Origin of the sequence: Paenirhizobium cremeum (assembly GCF_022884085.1) — a bacterium.
Lineage (GTDB): Bacteria > Pseudomonadota > Alphaproteobacteria > Rhizobiales > Rhizobiaceae > Allorhizobium > Allorhizobium cremeum.
This window is the reverse complement of the sequence record NZ_JAGGCS010000006.1, coordinates 179145-197150: the sequence shown is the minus strand read 5'-3', so window position 1 is coordinate 197150 and position 18006 is coordinate 179145. Positions and strand designations below refer to the sequence as shown.

The window sequence follows — 18006 nt, the reverse complement described above, 5'->3', positions numbered from 1 at the left end:
GCATAGCTTCTCGGCAGATGAAGTGCGTTCCGGCATGACGCTAGACGCACACGTGCACCATGATGGCGCCGGAAATCCCCTGCTGTTCCGAGAACCCCCGGTCTCCCTTCGAGGTCCAAATGTTCAATTTCATCTCGCGCTCCATTGCCGCGAAACTTCTTATTGTTACCGGCGCCGCCATCGCCACGGTGCTTTTCCTTTCGAACTTCATCCTTATTTCCGAAACCCGAAGCCGCGTGTCCGGCCTGACGATGGATCAGGCGAATTCGGAGGCGAAGGCAATCGCCAACGGTGTTGCGAGCGACATCGGCGAGTTGGCAAGCGCCGCCCGGACCATGTCCGGCATCCTCGGTCGCGGCCAGTCTGAGAAGAGCTTCGACCGCAAGGGCGCGATCAACCTGCTGAAAGCCAATGTCGACCAGAACCCCTTCGCCTTCGGAAGCTGGTTCTGCGAGGAAATCAAGGCGTTCGACGGACAGCAGGAAACGGTTGCGGGCAATACCGAACTCGGCGCCAACGATCAGGGGGTCTTCACCCCCTACTGGTCCAAGGACCGTAACGGCAAGATCCAGTTTTCCACCTTCAGGAACGATTACAGCGCCGAATGGTATGCGCTGGCCAAGGCAAGCGGCAAGGGTGCGATCACCGCTCCATACATGACGCAGGATACCGATGTCCCGGTCGCGATGACATCGATCGGCTATCCCGTCTTTTCCGGGGACAAGCTGATCGGCGTTACGGGCGTCGACATCTCCCTTTCGTCGCTCTCGGAAAAACTGAAGGCTCTCCGTCCCTTCGAAACGGGTCGCGTCCTGCTCGTTGCCCAGGCCGGTCAGTGGCTGGTCGCTCCTTCGGACGACCTCATGATGAAGCCCTACGACACGACCGGCGCCGACGTTCTGAAGACGGCGCTCTCCTCCGGCAAGGCGGAACTCCTCTCCAACCTCCAGGCAGACGGCCAGGAAGGTTTCGACCGCCTCATCTACCCCTTCGCCGTTCCGGGTGTGAACACCAACTGGGCCGTCATCATCGATATTCCGCACAGCGCAACCGGCGCTGCCGTGGAAGCCCAGACCTTTACCATGATCATCGCCGGAATCATCGTGCTCGGCGCGGTGATGACCGCCCTCTTCTTTGCAGTCCGCTTCTTCGCCCAGAAGCCGCTCCACAGCCTGGTTGCCGACGTCGACCGCCTGAGCCAGGGCGAATACGGCGCTGCCGTGAACGGCCAGGAACGGGCCGATGAACTTGGCCTTGTGGCAAAGGCGCTGGAGGGCTTCCGCCATCGCCTCGCGGAAAGCCGGACCGTTGCAGCCGAAGCCGAACGTCACCGCAACGCCGCCGACGACGAACGCCGCCGCTCCGAGCAGGAGCGCAACGAAACGGCAAGCGTCCAGCAGCACGTGGTTGCGATTCTGGGCACCGGCCTTTCCGAGCTCTCACGCGGCAATCTGGGTTACCGCATCTCCGACGAGTTCCCCGGTGAATATGCGGGCCTGAAGCGCGACTTCAACGCAGCCCTTGCAAGCCTCGAAGGCACGATCGATGCGGTCAATGCGAGCGTAATCAACATCGGCAACGGCTCCGGCGAGATCGCCGACAGCGCGGCAGACCTTTCGAAGCGCACCGAACAGCAGGCGGCGAGCCTGGAAGAGACCGCCGCAGCGCTCAACGAGCTTACCGAGCAGGTCAACGCCAGCGCCGACAACGCCAATACCGCGGCGACGACGGTCAATCTTGCCTGTCAGGACGCGGAAAAGTCCGGGGAAGTGGTGCAGAAGGCCGTTGCCTCCATGCATGGCATCGCCCAGTCTTCGCAGGAAATCTCGCGGATCATCGGCGTCATCGACGAGATCGCCTTCCAGACGAATCTGCTTGCGCTCAATGCGGGCGTCGAGGCCGCACGCGCCGGCGAAGCCGGCAAGGGTTTTGCCGTCGTGGCCCAGGAAGTCCGCGAACTCGCCCAGCGTTCCGCCAATGCCGCCAAGGAGATCAAGACGCTAATCAACACCTCCGGCGCGCAGGTCAAGGACGGTGTCGAACTCGTCGGCCAGGCCGGCCAGACGCTGCACAAGATCGCCGAACAGGTCATGCAGATCAACGATCTGATCCGCCAGATTTCGGCGTCGGCAAGCGAGCAGGCTTCCGGCCTCAAGGAGATCAACTCGGCCGTCAATCAGATGGACCAGGTGACCCAGCAGAACGCCGCGATGGTCGAAGAAACCACCGCTGCCAGCATGACCCTGAAGAACGAGTCGGAAAACCTCAAATCGCTGGTTTCCCGCTTCTCCGTCTCGGGGGCAATAAACCCGGTCGCCGCCTTGCAGGCCGCCGCCCAGTCGATGCGCTCGCCCGCGCCGCGTCCGGTCGCTCCGGCCTATCAGCCGGCACCCCGGCGCACAGCGGCAGGCGGTACGGCTGCTGCGGTCGCGACGGACGACTGGCAAGAATTCTGAGCCATATCGCCTGCAAAAAACGAAAAGAGGCCGCCGGAGCGATCCTGCGGCCTTTTTCATTCAACCGTCGCAACACGATCAAAGGCGGGCGAAGCGCTCGATCAGCAGATCGAAGAACCCGTCGGCATCGACATTGCGCATGACGCGAACGTTTGGCTGGCGGCCGGAAACACGCCACCAGTCGACAACCGTCATGCCCATGGTCAGTTCCGACTGCGTTTCAATCTCGACATTGCAGTGACGGCCGGAAAAGAGTTCCGGCTTCAGCAGGTAAGCAATCACCGTCGGATCATGCAGCGGGCCACCATCGGAGCCGTATTTCTCCTCGTCGAAGCGCTCGAAGAACTGCAGCCAGTCCACCATCACCCTTGAAGGGCGGGTGCCTATCGCGGCAATCTTCGCCACACGCGCCTTTGTCGTCAGCAATTGATGGGTCACGTCGAGCGACATCATGACCACCGGAATTCCTGCGCCGAGCACGATGGCGGCGGCCTGGGGATCGACATAGATGTTGAATTCTGCGGCAGGCGTGATGTTTCCACCTTCGAAAAAGCCGCCACCCATCATCACCAACTCGCGGATGCGCGGTGCGATGTCCGGTGCCTTCTTCAGGGCAAGTCCGACATTGGTCAGCGGACCAAGCGTGCAGAGGGTGACCGTTCCCTCGTCTTCCCGCCGCAGCGTCTCGATGATGAAGTCCACCGCGTGCTGCGGCTTGACCATCATCTTCGGCTCGTCGAGTTCGGCGCCGTCGAGACCCGTCTTGCCGTGAACATGTTCGGCGGTCACCAGCTTTCGCTCGATCGGATGCTCCGCCCCCTCATAGACGGGAATATCGGTCCGGCCGCACAGTTCGCAGACAATGCGCGCATTCCTGCTCGTCAGCCGCAGCGGCACATTGCCCGCGACCGTCGTAATGCCGAGAACCTCAAGTTCCTCGCCGCTTGCGAAGGCGAGCATGAGTGCGGCCGCATCGTCCTGGCCGGGGTCGGTGTCTATGATAATCTTTCTGGGTTCGGTCATGATTGGGTCCTGATTTCCAAGGCCGGCCTGATGCCCGCGCCACTTGCCTTTGTCAAGGGTAAGCCCGCTTGCACGCAGGCTGGGCAGACACCATATAGTTCAGCAAGTATGCGGGCAGACGAGTGCCCGAAGCCGCTGCCCAAGGACCGCAATGAGCCAGACGAAAGCACCTGAACAGCCCCTGCCCGTAGGTTTCGAGACTGTACAGCGATCGGGCTCCCGAAACGGCCGCGCCGGAGACGGCTATCCGCCGTTCAACATCGAACGATTGCTCGGCTACGAGGTGGAGAGGCTGCGCATAACCCTTGCCGTGGCCGGCTTTTCGGAGGACGAACTGGAGATCATCCAGCAAGGCCGAGAACTCCTCATTCGCGGCCGACATGCGGAGCGTGGCGAGCCCGTTTTCCTTTTTCGCGGCATCGCCGCGCGGCAGTTTCAGCGCATTTTTCTGCTGGCCGAGGGAATGGATGTCGAACGTGCACATCTGCGAAACGGCTTGCTGTCGATCTATCTCTTTCGTCCCGAACCGAAGCATGGAGAAAAGAAAATTAACATTTCCGCTTCACTATAGAATCAACGGCCTGAAACGCCGTAGCTCCCTCATCGGTGGAGGATCGGAATGTTACTGAGAGAAGCGAACGCACGGCTGACCCAAACCGAACTTGCCCATTTGGGTTCCGGAGAGGTCGGTTACATCCGGAAAATGCGTTCGGAAGAAGTGTCCCGCTGCTTCCCGGAAGCTCCCGATATCGATCCCAGCCTCGATCTATGGGCATTGTTCGGCGCCGACGGCACGCCGATTCTCTTGACGGATAACCGTTCGAGCACCTTCTACAAGGCTGCGGAAGACGACCTGAAAACGGTCAGCCTGCACTGAAGCGCCGCAATCCGGCAAATCGCTCCAACGTCCAGGATCGACGTATCGCGCTTTGCGAAGATCATTCCGGTTTTCAGATCGATGCGGTATCGCAACGACACATTCCGTAATCAGATCTTCCGGAAGGTAAGATAGGCCGACGAACGGCCTTCACGCTTGGCCTTCGCCTCGTAGCGCGTGCCGGGCCAGCCGGCAAACGGCGTCACCCAGTCCGCGCGATTGCGCGCTGTCCAGTCAAAACCGCCGTGGTCCCGGCAGTGGATCAGCGTCCAGTTGACATAGGTATCGATGTCCGAGGCAAAGCAGAACAGCCCGCCCGGCTTCAGCACACGATAAAATCGATCGAGATTGACCTTGGAAACGAACCGGCGCTTCCAATGCTTCCGTTTTGGCCACGGATCCGGATAAAGCAGGTCGATCTGGTCCAGCGATGCCGCCGGAAGCCAATCCAGCAATTGCGTGGCATCGTTGTCGTAGACACGGATGTTGCGAAGTTCCTTCGTCTCCACTTCGGCCAGCAGCTTTGCCATGGAATTGACGAATGGCTCGACGCCAATGAAGCCCGTCGAAGGGGTCTCTCCGGCCCGGTGCACAAGGTGCTCGCCGCCGCCGAAACCGATCTCCAGACGCAGACGCTCAACGCGCGAAGGGAAAAGGCCCGCCAGATCTTCCGGCGCCGGTGCCTGAAGATCAATGCAGATCTCCGGCAGCAGGTGTGTCATGCGCTCGAGCTGCAGTTCCCGGAGGGGTTTTCCCTTGCGGCGACCGAAGAAAGCCTCGGTCGCCCGGCTGCGTCGTTCAGTTGGCGTCATTCCAGCATCAAGCCTTGATGGCTTCCTTGAGCGGCTTTACCAGATCAAGGCGCTCCCAGGAGAAGGAACCGTCGCGACCCGGCTTGCGGCCGAAGTGACCATAGGCAGCGGTCTTGGCATAGATCGGGCGGTTCAGATCGAGATGACGGCGGATACCGCTCGGCGACAGGTCCATGACCTTGCGGATCGCAGCTTCCACCGCATCTTCCGTCACCTTGCCGGTACCATGCAGGTCCACGTAGATAGACAGCGGCTGGGCAACGCCGATGGCGTAGGAAATCTGGATCGTGCAGCGATCGGCGAGGCCGGCGGCCACCACGTTCTTCGCAAGGTAGCGAGCGGCGTAAGCTGCCGAACGGTCGACCTTGGTGGTGTCCTTGCCCGAAAAGGCGCCGCCGCCATGGGGAGCTGCGCCACCATAGGTGTCGACGATGATCTTGCGACCGGTGAGGCCGGCGTCGCCATCCGGGCCACCGATCACAAACTTGCCGGTCGGGTTGACGTACCACTTGCAATCGTCAGCGATCCTGAGGTCGCCGAGCGCCTCGCGGATATAGGGTTCGACAACCGAACGAACCTTGGCCGAATCCCAGCTTTCGTCGAGATGCTGGGTGGAGAGAACGATCGAGTCGACTTCCGACGGCTTGCCGTCGACATAACGCACGGTCACCTGGCTCTTGGCGTCGGGACCGAGCTTGGCAGCGTCACCCTCGCCCTTCTTGCGGGCGGCGGCGAGAAGCTGAAGGATCCTGTGCGAATAATAGATCGGAGCCGGCATGAGATCCGGCGTCTCGCGGCAGGCGTATCCGAACATGATGCCCTGATCGCCGGCACCTTCGCTGTTGCCATGGTCGGCTGCCTTGTCGACGCCCTGGGCGATATCGGCCGACTGCGCATGCAGGAGAACGTCGATCTTCACCTTTTTCCAGTGGAAGCGGTCCTGCTCGTAGCCGATATCCTTGATGGCCTTGCGCGCAGCAGCCTTGAACTTCGCCGGATTGACCGCGGGATCACCATAGGCGTCCTTGGCCACGGAGCCGTCCTTGTCCTTTTTCAACAGGCTTGCCGGCAGCCGCACCTCGCCGGCAATCACCACACGGTTGGTGGTTGCCAGGGTTTCGCATGCGATGCGCACGGTCCAGGGATCGACGCCAGTCTTGGCAGCTTCGCGATAAACCAGGTCTACGATTTCATCGGAAATTCGGTCACAGACTTTATCCGGATGACCCTCGGACACGGATTCGCTGGTGAAGAGATAATTAGCGCGCATTCGGGATTCCCCTCAAAGAATTAGCCGTGTTCTTGTTAGTCAGTTCGTGGCGGAAAAACAAGCGCACAACGACATAAATATATCTTTATGTGAGCAAGCACCGCCCTGAAGACAGAAAAAAAGCGGCCTCAGGGCCGCTCTCTTTCAACACGACTGAAACCAGGCTCAGTCGGCATCTGCCTCGGCTGCAAGCGCCTTCACCAGATCGACGATCTTGCGACGCACCTTGGGATCGGAAATCTTCACGAATGCCCGGTTCAGCTGGAGACCTTCCGAAGAGGAAAGGAAGTCCACCACATAGTTCGAACTCGACGCCTCCGCCATACCCGAAGCACCGGTCGACTGTTCGCCCGGAGCGTCTTCGAAGAAGAAAGACACGGGAACATTGAGAATACTGGAAATATTCTGCAGCCGGCTCGCGCCGACACGGTTAGTGCCCTTTTCGTATTTCTGGATCTGCTGAAAGGTGATGCCGAGGCTTTCGCCCAGCTTTTCCTGACTCATGCCCAGCATTGTGCGGCGAAGACGAATCCGGCTGCCGACATGGATGTCAATCGGGTTCGGCTTCTTCTTATTCTCGATCATGTTTTGATCCTGATGATGATTGCATACTAATCATAAACCTTTCGTCCCAGGGAAGCCATAACGAGACGTTGTATTCGCCATCGCCGAACTTTAAGCATACGTAGAGACTTATGACCTTATCCACTATGCAATTTTAGGGGTTTTTGGTCAATTCTTTCCGAAAATAAAACCTGCGCGTGAAATTGCAGCTATCGCAGTGATGGCAAAAAATACATACCAAAAGTTGTATCGCGTCGACATTCTGTATCGTTCCGGGACAGATTCCACACTTATGGTTGAATCCACGACGCCACGTGAATTCAACGCCAGTCCCGAAAGAATACGGCCGTAGGGGTCGATTAGCGCCGAAATGCCGTTATTGGCGTCCCGAATGAGCGGGAGACCGGTCTCAACGGCGCGAATTCTGGCTTGCAGAAAGTGTTGATAGGGGCCGGGGCTGACACCGAACCAGGCGTCATTGGTGATGTTCAACAGGGCTTTCGCCTCGCCGAGATCATCCGTCCATTCGTCCGGGAAGATGATCTCGTAGCAGATCAAGGGATAAAGGCCGATCCCCGAAGGCAGGGTCAGCATCGAGCGCTGGGAAGCCGCCGAGAAGCCGCCCGGCAGGCTGATGACATTGTCGAAGCCCAAGCGGCGTAGGATGTCCTCGTAAGGCACATATTCACCGAAAGGCGTGAGGTGCACCTTGTCCGAGGCCGCCAGCATCTGCCCCTTGTCGTCGATCAGATAGACGGAATTGTAATAACGCGGCGCAAGACCGGCTCCACGGTCCTCGGACCGGACGGCACCGGTAATCAGCACCTGTCCGTCCTGGAGCATGTCGCCAATGCGTGCCAGGGCATCCGGGTTTTCGGTCAGGATGAAGGGCACGGAGGTTTCCGGCCAGACGATGATATCCGGCCTGGGCTTTCCAGGCGCTGACGGCTGGGCCGAAAGCGCCAGATGCTCGTTGAATATCTCGACCCGTTCGACGTTTTCGATCTTCCGCGCCTGATCGACGACCGGCTGCACCAGACGAATGTTCAGGCTGACGGTGTCCGGGCGGTTCTCCACCGGCAGGGACAGGCGCCAGGCTCCGTATCCGAGATGGGCCGCCAACAGCGAGGCAGCGATCGCCAGTCCCGGCACCATGCCCTTGCGCGTGCCGATCAGCGCCGGTGCGGAAAAGGCGAAAACGGCAAGTGTCGTCACGCCGAGCGCACCGATCACATGAGCCGACTGCATCATCAGTGGGATCGGCATCGCTCCGTAGCCGATGGCATTCCATGGAAACCCCGTTGCCACGAAACCGCGCAACCACTCGGCAAGGCCGAAACCCACGGCAAGCGCGGCAAGGCGTCCCCAGCCGTCCGACCAGAGAAAGCGGGCGACCAGCGTCGCCAGACCATAGAAGATTGCGAGCACCGCCGGCAGACCGACGATGGCAAGCGGCAGCGCCCAGGCGAACTCGTCGGCCTCCACCAGCAGGGCGTTTCCAAGCCACCACAGTCCGGCGACGAAATAGCCGAAGCCGAATAACCAGCCGGTCAGAAAAGCAGAGCGCAGGCCGAACGAGTGCCTTCGGTCGGGATTTCCGGTCGCCCCGTCAAGCAACCAGACCAACAAGGTAAATGAAACGAAGAGGGCAGCAAAGAACCCTATGGGCGGCAAAGCCAGGGCGCCGACCGCGCCTGCGACGATTGCCAGAAGGGCGCGCCTGACACCCCAGAGCAGCATGATCCTGCCCGCCAGCCTCTCCATGCCTTCTCCTTCGCCTCGCGCCGTGCGAATCACGGCGCGGGCAGTCTCCCAAAATTCGCGGGAGTTGTCCCGTCGTTTGAGGACGGGAGCGTCAGGATGCGACGTTGGTGTCCGTCGGCGAACCTTCCGCGCCGGGTGACGCGTTCGCCGACTTCGATCCGCCAGTCACTGCTGCGGCGGTTTCCGTCTCTGCCTTGGCACGGCGGCGTACCTGGGGCCGTTTGCGAGTGATGCGTATTCGCTTGATACGGCGCGGATCGGCGTCGAGAATCAGGAATTCAAAACCCGGAAGGGCCTGCACGACCTCTCCGCGCACGGGAATCCGACCAAGGGCGGAGAAAATCAGCCCACCCAGCGTGTCGACTTCGTCGATCTGATCGCGCACGTCGAAATCGGGGCCGATCGCTTCCGCGATCTCCTCAAGTTCCACGCGCGCATCGGCGACGAACACGTCGTCGGACGTGCGCGTGAACATGGCCTCGTCGTTATCGTGCTCGTCATCGATGTCTCCGACGACCATCTCGACGATGTCCTCGTGGGAAACGAGGCCGTCCGTGCCGCCATACTCATCGATCACCAAGGCGATCTGCGTGCGCGCCGCCTGCATCCGGCTGAGGAGATCGGAAGCGAGCATGGATGGCGGTACAAACAGGATCGACCGCACGATCCCGGCTTCCGCGACAGTCTTGGAAAGATCAACGCGGCCGAGGTCGAAATCGGCCTTGGCACCGCGAGCAGGTTTATCGGCCTTTCCCGTCGCCTCGGAACCGATCTCACTCGATCCGTTGCCGTTGCGCCGCTTGTTACGGGCCTGTTTCGTCACATAGGAGAGAAGGTCGCGGATATGCACCATGCCGCGCGGGTCATCGAGCGTTTCACTGTAGACCGGCATGCGCGATCGGCCGGAGACCTCGAAGATGGTCATCAATTCGCCGATGCTGACATTCTGGTCCACGGCCTCGATATCGGCACGCGGCACCATGATGTCCTCGACCCGGACCTCCCGGAAGCGAAGTATGTTGTTCAGCATCGCCCGTTCGTCGGGGGTGAACACTTCGCTGGTGACGGCGTCTTCCTTCAACGCATCCGTCAGATCTTCACGCAGGCTAGATGCCTGGCTCGGCTTCAGGATGCGTACGGCGCGCGCCCAAAATGAATTGCGTTGTCGGCCGGGTGTCTCCGGCCGCGAAGGACTACTGCCTTCGTCCGAAGAGGAACCCTCCGACCCTTCATCGGCCTCTGCGGCCACTTTCGTCGAAAAATCGTTCATTGGTCCTGACTATCAAAGCGGGTCCTGCCCCGCATAGGGATCAGATAAGCCAAGTGAGGCCAAAATGCGAGTCTCCAGAGACTCCATTCTTTCCGCCTCCTGCTCTTCCATGTGGTCATAACCGAAAAGATGCAGGAATCCGTGCACCAGAAGGTGCGTCAGGTGCTCCTCGAAGCTCTTGCCGAGATCGACTGCCTCCCGCGCCACAGTTTCCCGCGCTATGATGATATCGCCCAGCATGGGACCGGGCTTGCCGCCCGGCACCAGCGGAAAGGCCGGAAAGGAAAGCACGTTGGTCGGCTTGTCCTGGCTCCGCCACTCGGCATTGATGTCCCGGATCGTCTCGTCGTCGCAGAAGACAAGCGACACCTCCACCGGCGTGGCGGGGAAAGGCTGCTTCTCCTCGTCGCGGAGGAAATCCGCCGCCGTGCCGAGCACACGGGAGGCCGTGGCCTCCAGCACGTCTTCCGTCGGCCAACCTTCCGTTTCGATCGATATCTGTATGTCCAGTAACAGCATCAGGGGCCGTTTCGACCTCAAAGGTCGATCTTTTCGCTTTCCTCGTGCACCGCATACTGGGCATCATAGGCCTTGACGATACGTCCGACCAGCGGATGTCGCACCACGTCGACATCCTTGAACCGCACGACGGAGACGCCTTCGACCCCCTTCAGGATCTGCAGGGCCTCAACCAGCCCGGAGGTCACGCCTCGCGGCAGGTCCACCTGGCTCGGGTCGCCGGTCACGATCATGCGGGCGTTCTCGCCGAGACGGGTCAGGAACATCTTCATCTGCATCGACGTGGTGTTCTGGGCCTCGTCGAGGATAACCGCCGCGTTGGACAGAGTCCGGCCGCGCATGAAGGCGAGAGGCGCGATTTCGATGACGCCGGCGGTAATCGCCCGCTCAACCTTATCGCCCGGGATCATGTCGTAAAGCGCATCGTAGAGGGGCCGCAGATAGGGATCGACCTTTTCCTTCATATCGCCCGGCAGGAAGCCCAGGCGCTCGCCAGCCTCGACGGCCGGGCGCGACAGCACGATCCTGTCGACGGCGCCGCGCTCCAGAAGCTGGGCGGCATGGGCTACTGCGAGATAGGTCTTACCGGTGCCGGCAGGGCCGACGCCGAAAACCAGTTCCGAACGTTCCAGCGCCCGCATATAGGCATCCTGGGTCGGGGTGCGGGCAGCAATCGTCTTCTTGCGCGTGGAGATCTGCGCCATCGTCAGCTTGGCCTTGCGCTCCAGCGTCGGCAGCGTCAGCTGGTCGTCGGCGGCGACTGCCATGCGGATCGCCCCTTCAACGTCGGAGGCCTCCACGGAACCGCCGCTCTGAAGCCGGGCGTAGAGGAAATCGAGTGCCCTGCGCGCCTGATTGGTGGCAACCACGTCGCCGGAAATGGACACGGAATTGCCCCGCGCTCGCGCGTCGACCTGAAGGCGCTGCTCAAGCAGCTTGAGGTGCTGATCGAATTGCCCGAACAGTTCGCTGGCGAAGCGATTGTTCTCGAACGTCAAGATGAAGTGATTGGCGTCGGTCGCAGCGGTTCGGGTATTGCGCGAAGGTGAAGAAATCACTTCTTGTGCGTTCAAGCGAAAAGGCTCCTGCTCGATCAGGTATCAGGCCCTCACTCTAACCCTCTGCCACCTCGGCAAACAAGCTGTTTGGGCCGGTTGCGGTGATTCGTACCTTTATAATGTCACCGATTTGCGATGACTTTGCATCAACATTCACAGACTGCAGCCATGGAGAGCGTCCGATCAGCTGTCCCGGCATCCGTCCCGGCTTCTCCAAAAGTAGGTCGATTGTCTCGCCAATCAAGGAGCGAGCGAATTCCTGCTGCTGCCGGAGCAGCAAATCCTGCAGTCGCGCAAGCCTTTCGGTCTTCACATCCTCCGGTACCTGATCGGGGAGATCAGCTCCGGGGGTTCCCGGACGGGTCGAATACTTGAACGAATAAGCCTGTGCATAACCGACCTTGCGGACGAGTTCGAGCGTCGCTTCGAAGTCTTCCTCCGTCTCGCCGGGGAAGCCGACGATGAAATCACCTGAAAGGGCGATGTCCGGACGGGCCGCGCGAATGCGCTCGATCAGGGCAAGATATTCGGCGGCCTTATGACGGCGGTTCATCGCCTTCAGGATACGGTCCGATCCCGACTGAACTGGCAAATGCAGATAAGGCATCAGCATCCTGAGATCGCGGTGCGCCTCGATCAGCCGGTCGTCCATGTCGCGGGGATGGCTGGTGGTATAGCGCAGGCGGGCCAGTCCCGGAATCTCCGCCAGCCGGTAAAGGAGATCGCCAAGGCCCAACTCCCGCCCCGCGGCATCGACGCCATGCCAAGCGTTGACGTTCTGGCCGAGCAAAGTGAGTTCCCGCACGCCGGTGGCAACGAGCTTTTCCGCTTCTCCAACGATCTGTGCGAGCGGCCGAGAAACCTCAGAACCACGCGTATAGGGAACGACGCAGAAGGTGCAAAACTTATCGCAGCCTTCCTGCACAGTCAGGAACGCGGTGACGTTGCGCGGGCCGGTCTTTGCCTTCTTCGGATCGGGAAGGTGCTCGAACTTGTCTTCCAGCGCATATTCCGTATCGACCACGCGCTCGCCCGTGCGGGCGCGCTTCAGAGCCTGTGGCAGGCGATGATAGGTCTGCGGGCCGATCACCACGTCGACAGCAGGTTCACGTCGGGAGATTTCCTCGCCTTCGGCCTGAGCAACGCAACCGGCTACGCCGATCATGAACTCGCGGCCTTCGGCGGCGCGTGCCTTCTTGGTCTCGCGCAGACGGCCGAGCGCGGAATAAACCTTTTCAGCTGCTTTTTCGCGGATGTGGCAGGTGTTGAGCAGGACGAGATCCGCCTCTTCCATTTCCTCCGTCGCGACATAGCCTTCGGCGGCCAGCGCATCGGTCATGCGGCCGGAGTCGTAGACGTTCATCTGGCAACCATAGGTCTTGATGAAGACCTTGCGCGATGCTGCGGCTGCGCCGGCTTCCGGCAGGTCGGAAACGGCGGAAATGGCGATATCCTGGGTCATGCCGGCTATTTAGTGGTTTTTGCGCGTCGATAAAACCGAAAAATCACGCATCGTGCCGCGGCCGTCCGCGCAGGCGGGCAAGCAACATCCTGCGCATGCGGCTTTCGACGAATGCGGCGAGATGCTTGCGGTTGCTGCCATCGCGGTAATCGTATGTCTCGCCGAAGCTGACGTCCACATCGAGAGCGCCGGCTTTCAACACGCCCATGAGATGGGGCAGAAGCGTCACATCGCCCGGCCATCCGGCGATAGGGCGATGGTAGCGCCCCATGGGCAGGCCCTGCACGCGGGTATAGGCAATCGCCACCGGCTGCACATGCACGACGCCTTCGGGAGCAAGCGGCAGCGCAACGGCCGCCGCTCCGAAGAGCGATGTCTTCACCTCCAGGACGCGGTTTCCGTCAGATGTGGTTCCTTCCGGGAAGAGCACGACGATCTCGCCATCCGCCATGCGGGAGGCAATCTCGTTCACCTGGTCGCCGGTGCGGCGCCGCTCCTCGCGAACCACGAATATGCTCTTCTGCAGCTTGGCCAGGGTTCCGAAGACCGGCCAGGACGCAACTTCGGTCTTGGCGATGAAGACGACATCGGCCAATGCGCCCAGGACGAGGATGTCCTTCCACGAGGCATGATTGGCGGCGAGCATCAAAGGACGTCGGCGGTCGATCGCGCCGTGGACATGAATACGGATGCCAAGCATGCGGCAGGCAATGCGATGCCAGAGCCGCGGAAGCCGCCGTCGCAGCCTCCAGTCGAAGGCAAGGGCCAGGACCTGGACAGGAGCCAGAACGAGCGTCACGATCGCCAGAATGGTCATGGTGACGACAATGCGCAACCAGTCGATCAAGCCGCAGCCTCCGGGCGGGAGCTCATCGCTCAGCCTTCGTCCTTGGCGATCGGCACACCATAGAGCTCAAGGCGATGGCCGACGAGCTTGAAGCCATGTTCACGGGCGATGCGCTCCTGCAATGCCTCGATTTCCGGTGAGTGGAACTCGATGACATCGCCATTCTTCAGGTCGATCAGATGATCGTGATGCTCCTCGGGAACCGTTTCGTACCGCGAGCGGCCATCGCGAAAATCGTGACGTTCGATGATGCCAGCATCCTCGAACAGCTTCACCGTGCGGTAGACGGTAGAAATGGAAATGCGGCCGTCTACCTTCACCGAACGCCGGTAAAGTTCCTCGACATCGGGATGATCCGCCGATTCTTCCAGTATGCGCGCGATGACGCGGCGCTGTTCTGTCATGCGCATGCCCCGTTCGGCACACAACGCTTCCAGCGATTTCGGAGTGTCGTTCATGGCCCCGGGTTCTCTTCGCACAAGGGTAACGATCGAACGGAACTAGCGAAGATCGCGGCGCATGACAAGCGCCGACGACCGCCGACCATTTTCATCGGCATAATATGCCGGCCGTTCGCCTGCCCTTTCAAAGCCGAGCTTTCGGTAAAGGCCGAGAGCGGGCGCATTGCCATCATCAACCTCGAGGAACATGGTTTCCCCGCCGCGACTTCTCGCCTCGCGCATCGCTGCCTGCATCAGCCGCCAGCCCAGGCCGAACCGGGCGGTCTTTTCATTGACGGCAATCGTCAGGATCTCGGCCTCGCCGGCAACCTCTCGGGCCAGCACGAATCCGGCCAGCGGGGCCTTGAAGATCAGCGTATTGGTTTGCCACATGACAAAACCGAAGGAACTCGGCTGCAGCAGCAGGCTCAGAAATTCACCGTCGTTCCACGGCCGGGCAAACCGCTGGGCATGGAGACTGGCGACCTCGGCGCAATGCTCCGCGGTCATGGGTACGATCTCGAACTCAGGCGGACGGTAGAAATAGGTATCGCGCATTGATCTGATGCCCTGGGATTTCATGTTCTGGCAACCGCAAAGCCGGCCTGCGGCTTGGCATCGGGGCCACGCAGATAAAGGGGTTTCGGCGATGTCGTCGCTTCGGTTTCAGCCCCGAGACGGGCGACGATTTCGATCGGAAAATGATCCGGCAACGTTGGTGCTGCGGGATCGTGTGTCAGAGCTTCCGCCGAACCGACGACATGATAGCCCCCCCCTTTTGCAAGGGCCAGGAAGGTGTCGAGGCTTTCGATACGCGCCTCGTCGAGCGGATCGCCTGCAATCGAGAATGCCTGGAGATAGATCTCGTCGCGCTTGGCATCCATCGCCGCCAGCACGGGTTTGCTCGCCTCGCCGCTTGCGCCGGCGATAACGGCGAGCGTCGAGACGCCAACGGACTCGACACCCAAGGCCAAGGCAAGGCCCCGAGCGGTCGCCACGCCCACCCGGATACCGGTGAACGACCCGGGACCGATCGTGACTGCGATACGGTGGATCTCGTCGAGAGAAAGCGAGGCCTGGGCGAGCGCCTCATCGATCATGCGCATCATATGCTCCGCATGACCCCGACCGAGTGTTTCGGTCGCAGTCCCCAGGAGCTCGCCCTTATCGCTGTCATATATAGCGGCGGAACAATCGACGCCCGCCGTATCGATCGCCAGAACGATCATCCCCTCCCCTTCCGGCCCGTATCAGACCGCCTCGACTTCCTGCACTTCCGGCACGAAGTGCCGCAGCAGGTTCTGCACGCCATGCTTCAGCGTGGCAGTCGAGGACGGGCAGCCTGAGCAGGCGCCCTTCATGTTCAGATAGACCTTGCCGTTCTTGAAACCGCGGAAGGTGATGTCGCCGCCATCCTGGGCGACCGCAGGGCGGACGCGCGTCTCAAGGAGTTCCTTGATCGTCGCGACGATGGTCTCATCGCCCGCGTCGAAGAATTCGCCATCCGCATCGGTTTCGTCGGGCGCGGCGACCGAGCCCATAACCTTGGCGCCGCTCATGAAGTGCTCCATGATCGTACCGAGTATCGCGGGCTTCAGATGTTGCCATTCCGGGCCATCCTTGGTGACGGTCACGAAATCGTAGCCGAAGAAGACACCGGTCACACCGGGAATATCGAACAGCCGAGCGGCGAGCGGGGAAACCGCGGCGCTGTCGACATCGCGAAACTCGGCGGTGCCGCTTTCCATCACCACCTTGCCGGGCAGGAACTTCAGGGTCGCCGGGTTCGGCGTGGCTTCCGTCTGGATGAACATTTGAACCTCCGGGCGACGTTTTACGCATCGCCGATAAAATTAGAATTCTTCAAAAGAAGATAGGCCCGATGGGAGGCCGCTTCAAGTGAGATTTGACGATTGCCATCTTCCCTAGCAGAGGGCGTCGATTTCCTCGTCCGTCAGTGAATCCGGCAGGACAGTCACCGGAATCGGAAATGCCGCGCCGCGACCTGCTATCATCGAAACCAGCGGTCCCGGCCCCTCCTTGGTCGAACCGGCCGCCAGAACGAGAATCGCGATATCGCGGTCCTCCTCGATAAGCGCGTTGATTTGCGCTGCCGCACTGCCTTCACGAATAACGATCTCGGGCTCGATGCCGATCGTCTCGCGCACGGTCTGGGCGGCCTTCGCCATCACGGCCTCCGCCTCCTCGCGCGCCTCGGCCCTCATGATCTCCTCGACGCCGAGCCATTGCTGGAAGTCACCTTCCGGAATGACGTAGATCAGCACGAGGCCGCCGTTGGAGTTCTTGGCGCGGCGACCGGCATAGTGCACGGCGCGCGAGCATTCCGGCGTATTGTCGATCACCGCCATGAACTTGCGGCGGTGACCCTCAAGGCGTGAAAGCCGTGTTGAAACCATTCAGGACCCCGCCGCCGGATCAGTTTATCTTCCACCCTGTCCGCGGCCGGCTCCGGTCGAACGGCCGCGTGACTCGTCGGGACTTTACTTCACGAAGCCGATAATGTCGCGGACTTCGTTCATGGTTTTCTCGGCCCGCGCCCGCGCCCGTTCGCCACCGTCGCGCAGGATGCTGTCGATGTGGGCGGGATCGGCCATCAGCCTGCGCATCTCGGCGCTGATCGGCGACAACACCTCCACCGCAAGATCCACCAGCGCCGGCTTGAAAACCGAGAACTGCTGACCGCCGAAATCCTTCAGCACGTCCTCCTTGGACTTGTCTGCAAGCGCTGCAAAAATACCGACCAGGTTGTCGGCTTCCGGACGACCCTTCAGTCCTTCCGTTTCGCTCGGAAGCGCGTCCGGATCGGTCTTCGCCTTGCGGATCTTCTTGGAGATCGCCTCGGCATCGTCCATCAGGTTGATGCGGGAGAGGTCGGACGGGTCCGACTTCGACATCTTCTTGGTGCCGTCCTTCAGGCTCATGACACGCGGCGCCGGGCCATCGATCAGCGGCTCCACCATCGGGAAATAGGCATGAACGGGTTCGTCGCCGACCGTGATGTCGATGCCCTGGCCGGCCCGGCGGATATGGTCCATGAAGTCAAGGTTGAACTTCATCGCGATATCGCGGGTCAATTCGAGGTGCTGCTTCTGGTCCTCGCCCACCGGAACGTGGGTGGCACGGTAGACAAGGATGTCGGCCGCCATCAGGCTCGGATAGGCATAAAGACCGAGCGAGGCCTGCTCACGGTCCTTGCCGGCCTTGTCCTTGAACTGCGTCATGCGGTTCATCCAGCCGATGCGAGCAACGCAATTGAAGATCCAGGCAAGTTCCGCATGCTGCGGCACGGCCGACTGATTGAAGACGATATGGCTCTTCGGGTCGATGCCGCTCGCCAGGAAGGCGGCGGTGATCGAACGGATCTGGCCCGGCATGTCTTCGTGAACGAGCTGCGCGGTCAATGCGTGCAGGTCGACGACGCAATAGATGCAGTCGTTGTTTTCCTGAAGGGCTACGAATTTCCTGATAGCGCCGAGATAGTTGCCGAGATGAAGGTTGCCGGTCGGCTGAACGCCGGAGAAAACCAGCGGCTTGAACTCACCCATGATTGTCCTCAACAGGCTGGTGGAGGGCCCGATCTGTCGATCGAAATACGTTGGGCTTATGCACCGCCGCGAACCGGC

At 60.8% G+C, this 18006-nt stretch carries 19 protein-coding genes; 3 read left to right on the top strand and 16 right to left on the bottom strand.

Annotated features, from left to right (window positions below):
- Window positions 1-119 precede the first annotated feature (119 nt).
- Entirely contained in the window at window positions 120-2456 is a 2337-nt protein-coding gene (locus tag J5N58_RS13225) for a methyl-accepting chemotaxis protein (RefSeq protein WP_244711131.1), read from the top strand.
- Window positions 2457-2534: 78 nt separating this feature from the next.
- Here J5N58_RS13225 and J5N58_RS13220 read toward each other — a convergent pair whose 3' ends face one another.
- Entirely contained in the window at window positions 2535-3479 is a 945-nt protein-coding gene (locus tag J5N58_RS13220) for a nucleoside hydrolase (protein ID WP_112827710.1), read from the bottom strand.
- 151 nt (window positions 3480-3630) lie between these two features.
- Here J5N58_RS13220 and J5N58_RS13215 point away from each other — a divergent pair, with 151 nt between their 5' ends.
- Window positions 3631-4050, top strand: coding sequence for an Hsp20 family protein (locus tag J5N58_RS13215; protein WP_244711129.1), 420 nt, complete (start codon window positions 3631-3633; stop codon window positions 4048-4050).
- A 48-nt stretch (window positions 4051-4098) separates the two neighbouring features.
- On the top strand, window positions 4099-4356 hold the full coding sequence (locus J5N58_RS13210) for a BQ00720 family protein (RefSeq protein WP_112827708.1): 258 nt from the start codon (window positions 4099-4101) through the stop codon (window positions 4354-4356).
- A 110-nt stretch (window positions 4357-4466) separates the two neighbouring features.
- On the opposite strand, the gene trmB is transcribed toward J5N58_RS13210, so the two are convergent.
- The 15 genes from trmB to trpS form a co-directional block, all read right to left on the bottom strand.
- Window positions 4467-5168 (bottom strand): tRNA (guanine(46)-N(7))-methyltransferase TrmB, encoded by a 702-nt coding sequence (trmB, locus tag J5N58_RS13205; protein WP_244711127.1) that lies wholly within the window; start codon window positions 5166-5168, stop codon window positions 4467-4469.
- Window positions 5169-5175: 7 nt separating this feature from the next.
- The gene (gene metK, locus J5N58_RS13200) at window positions 5176-6438 is read right to left on the bottom strand and encodes a methionine adenosyltransferase (RefSeq protein ID WP_112827706.1); all 1263 of its coding nucleotides are present in this window, start codon (window positions 6436-6438) and stop codon (window positions 5176-5178) included.
- Window positions 6439-6603: 165 nt separating this feature from the next.
- Window positions 6604-7023, bottom strand: coding sequence for a helix-turn-helix domain-containing protein (locus J5N58_RS13195; protein WP_112827705.1), 420 nt, complete (start codon window positions 7021-7023; stop codon window positions 6604-6606).
- Window positions 7024-7170: 147 nt separating this feature from the next.
- Window positions 7171-8766 carry an apolipoprotein N-acyltransferase gene (gene lnt, locus J5N58_RS13190; protein WP_244711125.1) on the bottom strand — a complete coding sequence of 532 codons (1596 nt, stop codon included), beginning with the start codon at window positions 8764-8766 and terminating at the stop codon, window positions 7171-7173.
- Between the two features lie 91 nt (window positions 8767-8857).
- A complete protein-coding gene (locus tag J5N58_RS13185) occupies window positions 8858-10036 on the bottom strand; it encodes a hemolysin family protein (RefSeq protein WP_113338379.1) in 1179 nt (392 codons plus the stop codon).
- A gap of 12 nt (window positions 10037-10048) precedes the next feature.
- Window positions 10049-10555 carry an rRNA maturation RNase YbeY gene (gene ybeY, locus J5N58_RS13180; protein WP_244711123.1) on the bottom strand — a complete coding sequence of 169 codons (507 nt, stop codon included), beginning with the start codon at window positions 10553-10555 and terminating at the stop codon, window positions 10049-10051.
- A gap of 17 nt (window positions 10556-10572) precedes the next feature.
- Window positions 10573-11628, bottom strand: a complete 1056-nt coding sequence (locus J5N58_RS13175; protein ID WP_112827701.1) for a PhoH family protein — start codon at window positions 11626-11628, stop codon at window positions 10573-10575.
- A 40-nt stretch (window positions 11629-11668) separates the two neighbouring features.
- Entirely contained in the window at window positions 11669-13075 is a 1407-nt protein-coding gene (miaB, locus tag J5N58_RS13170) for a tRNA (N6-isopentenyl adenosine(37)-C2)-methylthiotransferase MiaB (RefSeq protein WP_113443796.1), read from the bottom strand.
- Between the two features lie 43 nt (window positions 13076-13118).
- The gene (gene olsA / locus J5N58_RS13165; protein ID WP_113338383.1) at window positions 13119-13922 is read right to left on the bottom strand and encodes a lyso-ornithine lipid O-acyltransferase; all 804 of its coding nucleotides are present in this window, start codon (window positions 13920-13922) and stop codon (window positions 13119-13121) included.
- A 29-nt stretch (window positions 13923-13951) separates the two neighbouring features.
- Window positions 13952-14380 (bottom strand): Fur family transcriptional regulator, encoded by a 429-nt coding sequence (locus J5N58_RS13160; RefSeq protein ID WP_112827698.1) that lies wholly within the window; start codon window positions 14378-14380, stop codon window positions 13952-13954.
- A 42-nt stretch (window positions 14381-14422) separates the two neighbouring features.
- The gene (locus J5N58_RS13155) at window positions 14423-14920 is read right to left on the bottom strand and encodes a GNAT family N-acetyltransferase (protein ID WP_112827697.1); all 498 of its coding nucleotides are present in this window, start codon (window positions 14918-14920) and stop codon (window positions 14423-14425) included.
- A 20-nt stretch (window positions 14921-14940) separates the two neighbouring features.
- Complete coding sequence (gene tsaB / locus J5N58_RS13150) at window positions 14941-15591, bottom strand: tRNA (adenosine(37)-N6)-threonylcarbamoyltransferase complex dimerization subunit type 1 TsaB (RefSeq protein WP_244711120.1); 651 nt, start codon at window positions 15589-15591, stop codon at window positions 14941-14943.
- Window positions 15592-15612: 21 nt separating this feature from the next.
- A complete protein-coding gene (locus tag J5N58_RS13145) occupies window positions 15613-16176 on the bottom strand; it encodes a NifU family protein (protein ID WP_113338385.1) in 564 nt (187 codons plus the stop codon).
- A gap of 111 nt (window positions 16177-16287) precedes the next feature.
- Entirely contained in the window at window positions 16288-16779 is a 492-nt protein-coding gene (locus J5N58_RS13140; RefSeq protein ID WP_112827694.1) for a universal stress protein, read from the bottom strand.
- Between the two features lie 84 nt (window positions 16780-16863).
- Window positions 16864-17928, bottom strand: a complete 1065-nt coding sequence (gene trpS, locus J5N58_RS13135; RefSeq protein ID WP_112827693.1) for a tryptophan--tRNA ligase — start codon at window positions 17926-17928, stop codon at window positions 16864-16866.
- Window positions 17929-18006 lie beyond the last annotated feature (78 nt).

Bases quoted from the DNA above. Each gene is read 5' to 3' on its own strand.
- J5N58_RS13225 (WP_244711131.1), top strand. From the start codon at position 120: ATGTTCAATTTCATCTCGCGCTCCATTGCCGCGAAACTTCTTATTGTT.
- J5N58_RS13220 (WP_112827710.1), bottom strand. From the start codon at position 3,479: ATGACCGAACCCAGAAAGATTATCATAGACACCGACCCCGGCCAGGAC.
- J5N58_RS13215 (WP_244711129.1), top strand. From the start codon at position 3,631: ATGAGCCAGACGAAAGCACCTGAACAGCCCCTGCCCGTAGGTTTCGAG.
- J5N58_RS13210 (WP_112827708.1), top strand. From the start codon at position 4,099: ATGTTACTGAGAGAAGCGAACGCACGGCTGACCCAAACCGAACTTGCC.
- trmB (WP_244711127.1), bottom strand. From the start codon at position 5,168: ATGACGCCAACTGAACGACGCAGCCGGGCGACCGAGGCTTTCTTCGGT.
- metK (WP_112827706.1), bottom strand. From the start codon at position 6,438: ATGCGCGCTAATTATCTCTTCACCAGCGAATCCGTGTCCGAGGGTCAT.
- J5N58_RS13195 (WP_112827705.1), bottom strand. From the start codon at position 7,023: ATGATCGAGAATAAGAAGAAGCCGAACCCGATTGACATCCATGTCGGC.
- lnt (WP_244711125.1), bottom strand. From the start codon at position 8,766: ATGGAGAGGCTGGCGGGCAGGATCATGCTGCTCTGGGGTGTCAGGCGC.
- J5N58_RS13185 (WP_113338379.1), bottom strand. From the start codon at position 10,036: ATGAACGATTTTTCGACGAAAGTGGCCGCAGAGGCCGATGAAGGGTCG.
- ybeY (WP_244711123.1), bottom strand. From the start codon at position 10,555: ATGCTGTTACTGGACATACAGATATCGATCGAAACGGAAGGTTGGCCG.
- miaB (WP_113443796.1), bottom strand. From the start codon at position 13,075: ATGACCCAGGATATCGCCATTTCCGCCGTTTCCGACCTGCCGGAAGCC.
- J5N58_RS13160 (WP_112827698.1), bottom strand. From the start codon at position 14,380: ATGAACGACACTCCGAAATCGCTGGAAGCGTTGTGTGCCGAACGGGGC.
- J5N58_RS13155 (WP_112827697.1), bottom strand. From the start codon at position 14,920: ATGCGCGATACCTATTTCTACCGTCCGCCTGAGTTCGAGATCGTACCC.
- tsaB (WP_244711120.1), bottom strand. From the start codon at position 15,591: ATGATCGTTCTGGCGATCGATACGGCGGGCGTCGATTGTTCCGCCGCT.
- J5N58_RS13145 (WP_113338385.1), bottom strand. From the start codon at position 16,176: ATGTTCATCCAGACGGAAGCCACGCCGAACCCGGCGACCCTGAAGTTC.
- J5N58_RS13140 (WP_112827694.1), bottom strand. From the start codon at position 16,779: ATGGTTTCAACACGGCTTTCACGCCTTGAGGGTCACCGCCGCAAGTTC.
- trpS (WP_112827693.1), bottom strand. From the start codon at position 17,928: ATGGGTGAGTTCAAGCCGCTGGTTTTCTCCGGCGTTCAGCCGACCGGC.